Annotated in this window: 4 protein-coding genes, 5 tRNA genes and 2 rRNA genes; 10 read left to right on the top strand and 1 reads right to left on the bottom strand. The window is 41.2% G+C overall.

Going from position 1 to position 4,776, the window contains the following annotated elements; all coding sequences use genetic code 11:
• The 5 genes from rrf (IQ211_RS17975) to birA form a co-directional block, all read left to right on the top strand.
• Positions 1-104, top strand: a 5S ribosomal RNA gene (gene rrf / locus IQ211_RS17975); the annotation flags it as partial.
• A gap of 50 nt (positions 105-154) precedes the next feature.
• A tRNA-Thr gene (locus tag IQ211_RS17970) sits at positions 155-230 on the top strand.
• Positions 231-264: 34 nt separating this feature from the next.
• Positions 265-380, top strand: a 5S ribosomal RNA gene (gene rrf, locus IQ211_RS17965).
• A gap of 129 nt (positions 381-509) precedes the next feature.
• Positions 510-1,550 (top strand): UDP-N-acetylmuramate dehydrogenase, encoded by a 1,041-nt coding sequence (gene murB, locus IQ211_RS17960; protein ID WP_189761243.1) that lies wholly within the window; start codon positions 510-512, stop codon positions 1,548-1,550.
• Entirely contained in the window at positions 1,547-2,506 is a 960-nt protein-coding gene (gene birA, locus IQ211_RS17955) for a bifunctional biotin--[acetyl-CoA-carboxylase] ligase/biotin operon repressor BirA (protein WP_189761244.1), read from the top strand. Before murB ends, birA begins: the two co-directional genes overlap by 4 nt.
• A gap of 33 nt (positions 2,507-2,539) precedes the next feature.
• On the opposite strand, the gene coaA is transcribed toward birA, so the two are convergent.
• Positions 2,540-3,490, bottom strand: a complete 951-nt coding sequence (coaA, locus tag IQ211_RS17950; RefSeq protein ID WP_189761245.1) for a type I pantothenate kinase — start codon at positions 3,488-3,490, stop codon at positions 2,540-2,542.
• A 420-nt stretch (positions 3,491-3,910) separates the two neighbouring features.
• On the opposite strand from coaA, the gene IQ211_RS17945 reads away from it, so the two are divergent.
• The 5 genes from IQ211_RS17945 to IQ211_RS17925 form a co-directional block, all read left to right on the top strand.
• Positions 3,911-3,986 (top strand) — tRNA-Thr (locus tag IQ211_RS17945).
• A 15-nt stretch (positions 3,987-4,001) separates the two neighbouring features.
• Positions 4,002-4,086, top strand: a tRNA-Tyr gene (locus IQ211_RS17940).
• 100 nt (positions 4,087-4,186) lie between these two features.
• Positions 4,187-4,261, top strand: a tRNA-Gly gene (locus IQ211_RS17935).
• A 6-nt stretch (positions 4,262-4,267) separates the two neighbouring features.
• Positions 4,268-4,343, top strand: a tRNA-Thr gene (locus IQ211_RS17930).
• A gap of 106 nt (positions 4,344-4,449) precedes the next feature.
• Positions 4,450-4,776: GTP-binding protein (locus IQ211_RS17925; protein WP_228011612.1), on the top strand; the 327-nt coding region annotated here is incomplete at its 3' end.

The raw sequence follows: 4,776 nt of genomic DNA, 5'->3' as shown, positions 1-4,776 counted from the left end.
AGCGCGGTGGTCCCACCTGACCCCATGCCGAACTCAGCAGTGAAACGCCGTAGCGCCGATGGTAGTGTGGGGTCTCCCCATGTGAGAGTAGGGCACTGCCAGACATCAATTTATAAGTGTTGCCCTATTGGCAACACTTTTATTTTTAGCATTTGCTGATATGGCTCAGTTGGTAGAGCACACCCTTGGTAAGGGTGAGGTCCCCAGTTCGAATCTGGGTATCAGCACCATGAATAATATGTTCGGCGAATAAAACAGAATTTGCTTGGCGGCAATAGCGCGGCGGTCCCACCTGACCCCATGCCGAACTCAGTAGTGAAACGCCGTAGCGCCGATGGTAGTGTGGGGCCTCCCCATGCGAGAGTAGGGAACTGCCAAGCTTTAATATCCAGTCAAAAGGTCACTCATATGGGTGGCCTTTTGCGTTTTTAGCAATAACTACTTATTTATCTTTCAAATATAGAGTCTGATAGACTACGACTTAAATTACCCTATTGAGTTTGAAATCAATGTCTGTCTGTCAATCTACTCAACTAAAAGCGTTTAACACGTTTGGCATTTCAGCCAGTGCTGATCATATTGGAATAGCTACTTCTATTAAATCGCTTTTGTCCTTATGGCAAGAAGCAATGGAAAAGAATCATCCTATTTTATTATTGGGGGGAGGGAGTAACATCCTTTTCACCGAAAATTTTAAAGGTACTGTAATCTTAAATCGTATTCTTGGTATTAATATACAAGAGTCAGATACTGCATGGCATATTCATGTTGGTGCAGGTGAAAATTGGCATGAACTGATTACTTATTTATTTAAACAACGGATCTATGGCTTGGAGAATTTAGCCTTAATACCTGGAAATGTTGGTTCAGCTCCAATCCAGAATATTGGAGCATATGGCGTTGAATTTAAACATGTCTGTGAATATGTGGATTTTGTTGAGCTGAAAACAGGTAATTTAATCCGTCTAAGGGCGGATGAGTGTCAATTTGCGTATAGAGACAGCATCTTTAAGCGTCAATATAAAGATGGTTATGCTATTACAGCAGTTGGTTTACGTTTGAATAAGAAGTGGGAACCCATTTTAACGTACGGTGCCTTAGCACAATTTTCACGAGAAAAAGTGACACCAGAGCAAATATTCGATGCTGTGTGTGAAATGCGCCAGAGTAAGTTGCCAGATCCTGCGTTGATGGGGAATGCAGGCAGTTTCTTCAAAAACCCTATTGTATCGATTGAGTTAGCGTACAGAATTAAATCTGAATATCCTAACTGTCCTCAATACCCACATGATGAGCATAGCGTAAAGATTGCAGCGGGTTGGCTTATCGAACAATGTCAATTGAAGGGTTATGCTATTGGTGGCGCTGCCGTACACCTGAAACAGTCATTGGTATTAATTAATACAGGTAATGCAACGGGACAAGATGTCATTACCTTAGCTTCTTATGTACGTAATAAGGTTGCAGAAAAATTTAATATCTTCTTAGAGCCTGAGGTACGCTTCATTGGTAGTGCAGGTGAAATAGATGCAGTGGAATGTATTTCATGAAAGATCTTAGTATCCCATTAAAATTAATTAAAGTGTTATCTGATGGCGAAATTCATTCAGGCCAACAACTTGGTCAGGAATTGGGAATGAGCCGAGCAGGAATCAATAAACATATTCAAACTATTCGTGAATGGGGAGTAGAAGTTCTCACTCTTCCTGGTAAAGGTTACCGCTTTCCTGTCCCAATGAATCTTCTGGATAAAGAAGTTATTGAAAATTATCTTCCTAATGATCGTATTGAAGTGATACCTGTCATTGATTCTACGAACCAATATGTTCTGGAAAAATTAGCAGAACTCGATTCAGGAGATGCCTGTGTTGCAGAATATCAATATGCCGGTAGAGGGCGCCGTGGTAGAAAGTGGGTTTCTGCTTTTGGCCGGAACTTATATCTATCTATGTATTGGCGTTTGGAACAAGGACCAGCAGCAGCGATAGGTTTAAGTTTGGTCGTTGGTATTATCATTGCAGAAGTTCTTAATCGCCAGGGAGCAGAAAGCGTAAAAGTAAAATGGCCAAATGACTTATATTTAGATGATAAAAAACTTGCTGGAATATTGGTTGAGTTGACGGGAAAAACGGGAGATGCAGCCCATGTTGTTATCGGAATAGGCATGAATATTTCGATGAGTAGCGATCAACAGAGATCAATTAATCAAAATTGGACTAATTTACAGCAATCAGGAACGATTATTGAACGGAATAAATTGGTCGCTGAAATCATAGTGGAACTTAAAAAAGCGTTAATTCAGTTTGAAAATGAAGGGCTGAACTCTTTCATTCCTCGGTGGTTTGAATTAGATAATTTTATTAATCGTTCAGTGAAATTAATTATTGGTGATCAGGAAGTTCATGGGATAGCTCGTGGAATAGATCAACAAGGGGCTTTATTACTTGATATTGACGGAGTTATTACGCCTTATATCGGTGGTGAAATTTCCTTGAGAGGTTGTTGAATGTAAAGCCGGAAATATTTCCGGCTTTTTGTTTTATTTTCTTAATCTGACGTTTTCAATCGTGTGATTGATGCCTTTCGTCATAATTAAGCTAGCCCGTTCTCTCGTTGGTAAGATGTTTTGCTGTAAGTTTAATCCATTAATTTCACGCCAAATACTCGATGCTACTTTTATCGCTTCTTCTGTCGTTAGTTTGGAATAATTGTGAAAATAAGAATCAGGATCGGAAAAAGCGCCTTGTCGAAATTTAAGAAAACGGTTGACGTACCAGTGTTCGAGTAATTCTTCCGGCGCATCTACATAAATAGAAAAATCAACAAAATCAGAGACAAATACATGATGTGGCTCATGAGGATAATCCATGCCACTTTGTAATACGTTTAAACCTTCAAGGATAAGAATATCTGGCTTTTCGATAATAAGTTGTTCATGAGGAACTATGTCATAGCTTAGGTGAGAATATACCGGTGCGATGACTTTCTCTGCACCTGATTTTATATCGGAGACAAATTTGACCAAGCTGCGCATATCATAGGATTCAGGGAATCCCTTTTTTTTCATCAAGCCACGTTCATTTAATATATTGTTTGAGTGCAAAAAACCATCTGTTGTCACTAACTTGACACGACGATGTTCTGGCCAACGGCTTAGTAGCGCCTGTAATAAGCGGGCGGTTGTACTTTTTCCGACAGCAACGCTGCCTGCTATACCAATAACATAAGGTATTTTTTGTTCATCCGTCCCCAAAAACTGTTCGAGAACAGCTTGTCGTCGTAAATTGGAGCTAATGTAAAAATTGAGTAGACGTGACAATGGAAGATAGATTTCAATCACTTCATCTATTGAGATTTCTTCGTTGATCCCTTTTAAAGCAGCGACTTCTTCTTTTGTTAATGTTAACGGCACCGAGTCACGCAATGTGGCCCAATGTTTGCGATCAAATTGTAAATATGGAGTCGTCAAAAAAGATTCTTTCTTATTCATAAGCCAACATCTGCCTGTCTATGCAGGTTGGACAGGTTGTTGAGAACACCCGTATCCGACAAAAAAATAAATCTCATCATATCGGTTGCGCTATCGTAGGCGTAGAATTTTTTATGATTTTAGTCATTTTTTTGATGGCAAATGCAAAAACGTATTATTTTTTAGCCTATTATGACCGTCAGTGTCTTTCTTTCATAAAGAGAAAGACAACTGTGATTCAACTAACTTTCAAAAAAATAATTGTCAGATGCATTTACGGGTTCTTCCTGCACAAGAGTTGTTTGTTGGATATTTAAGCTGAAACTATTGAAAAAAACACCAGAAGCACCAAAAATGGCTGTTTTATGAGCGAAAGAACAAAAAAAGCAATTTTTTTGTTGCATCGAGGGCCAACTCTTCCTAGAATGCGCAGCACTTGATGCCGGCATAGCTCAGTTGGTAGAGCAACTGACTTGTAATCAGTAGGTCCCGAGTTCGACTCTTGGTGCCGGCACCATTAAAAATTTGGAAAGGTGGGGTTCCCGAGCGGCCAAAGGGAGCAGACTGTAAATCTGCCGTCACAGACTTCGAAGGTTCGAATCCTTCCCCCACCACCATTAACCAGTTTCGATCTTGAGTGTTCTGCTCGAGTTATACTCTAGAAAAAACACTTAAGATATAGTATACAGCTGATTAAAGTCAGGTAGCCGAGTTCACGCGGGCATCGTATAATGGCTATTACCTCAGCCTTCCAAGCTGATGATGCGGGTTCGATTCCCGCTGCCCGCTCCAAGATGTGCTGATATAGCTCAGTTGGTAGAGCACACCCTTGGTAAGGGTGAGGTCGGCAGTTCGAATCTGCCTATCAGCACCACTTCTTCTGTTCTTACCTCCTGATTTTCTTCCTGTAAATATCTCGCAAGCAATTGCTTGGTTGATGTGGTGAAACCACCGATTCCGTGTCTTAGAGGGACAACCTAATGTCTAAAGAAAAGTTTGAACGTTCAAAACCGCACGTTAACGTTGGTACTATCGGCCACGTTGACCACGGTAAAACTACCCTGACTGCTGCAATCACTACCGTTTTGGCAAAAACTTACGGCGGTAGCGCGCGTGCATTCGACCAGATCGATAACGCACCAGAAGAAAAAGCGCGTGGTATCACCATCTCTACTTCTCACGTAGAGTACGATACCCCAACTCGCCACTACGCACACGTTGACTGCCCAGGCCACGCCGACTACGTGAAAAACATGATCACCGGTGCTGCTCAGATGGACGGCGCGATCCTGGTAGTTGCTGCAACT

Origin of the sequence: Xenorhabdus griffiniae (assembly GCF_015163655.1) — a bacterium.
Lineage (GTDB): Bacteria > Pseudomonadota > Gammaproteobacteria > Enterobacterales > Enterobacteriaceae > Xenorhabdus > Xenorhabdus griffiniae.
The sequence above is the reverse complement of the archived record's forward strand: the minus strand, read 5'-3'. Positions and strand labels throughout refer to the sequence as shown.

What these genes read in the sequence shown, in the direction of transcription:
- birA (WP_189761244.1), top strand. Translation starts at nt 1,547, where the DNA reads ATGAAAGATCTTAGTATCCCATTAAAATTAATTAAAGTGTTATCTGAT.
- coaA (WP_189761245.1), bottom strand. Translation starts at nt 3,490, where the DNA reads ATGAATAAGAAAGAATCTTTTTTGACGACTCCATATTTACAATTTGAT.
- murB (WP_189761243.1), top strand. Translation starts at nt 510, where the DNA reads ATGTCTGTCTGTCAATCTACTCAACTAAAAGCGTTTAACACGTTTGGC.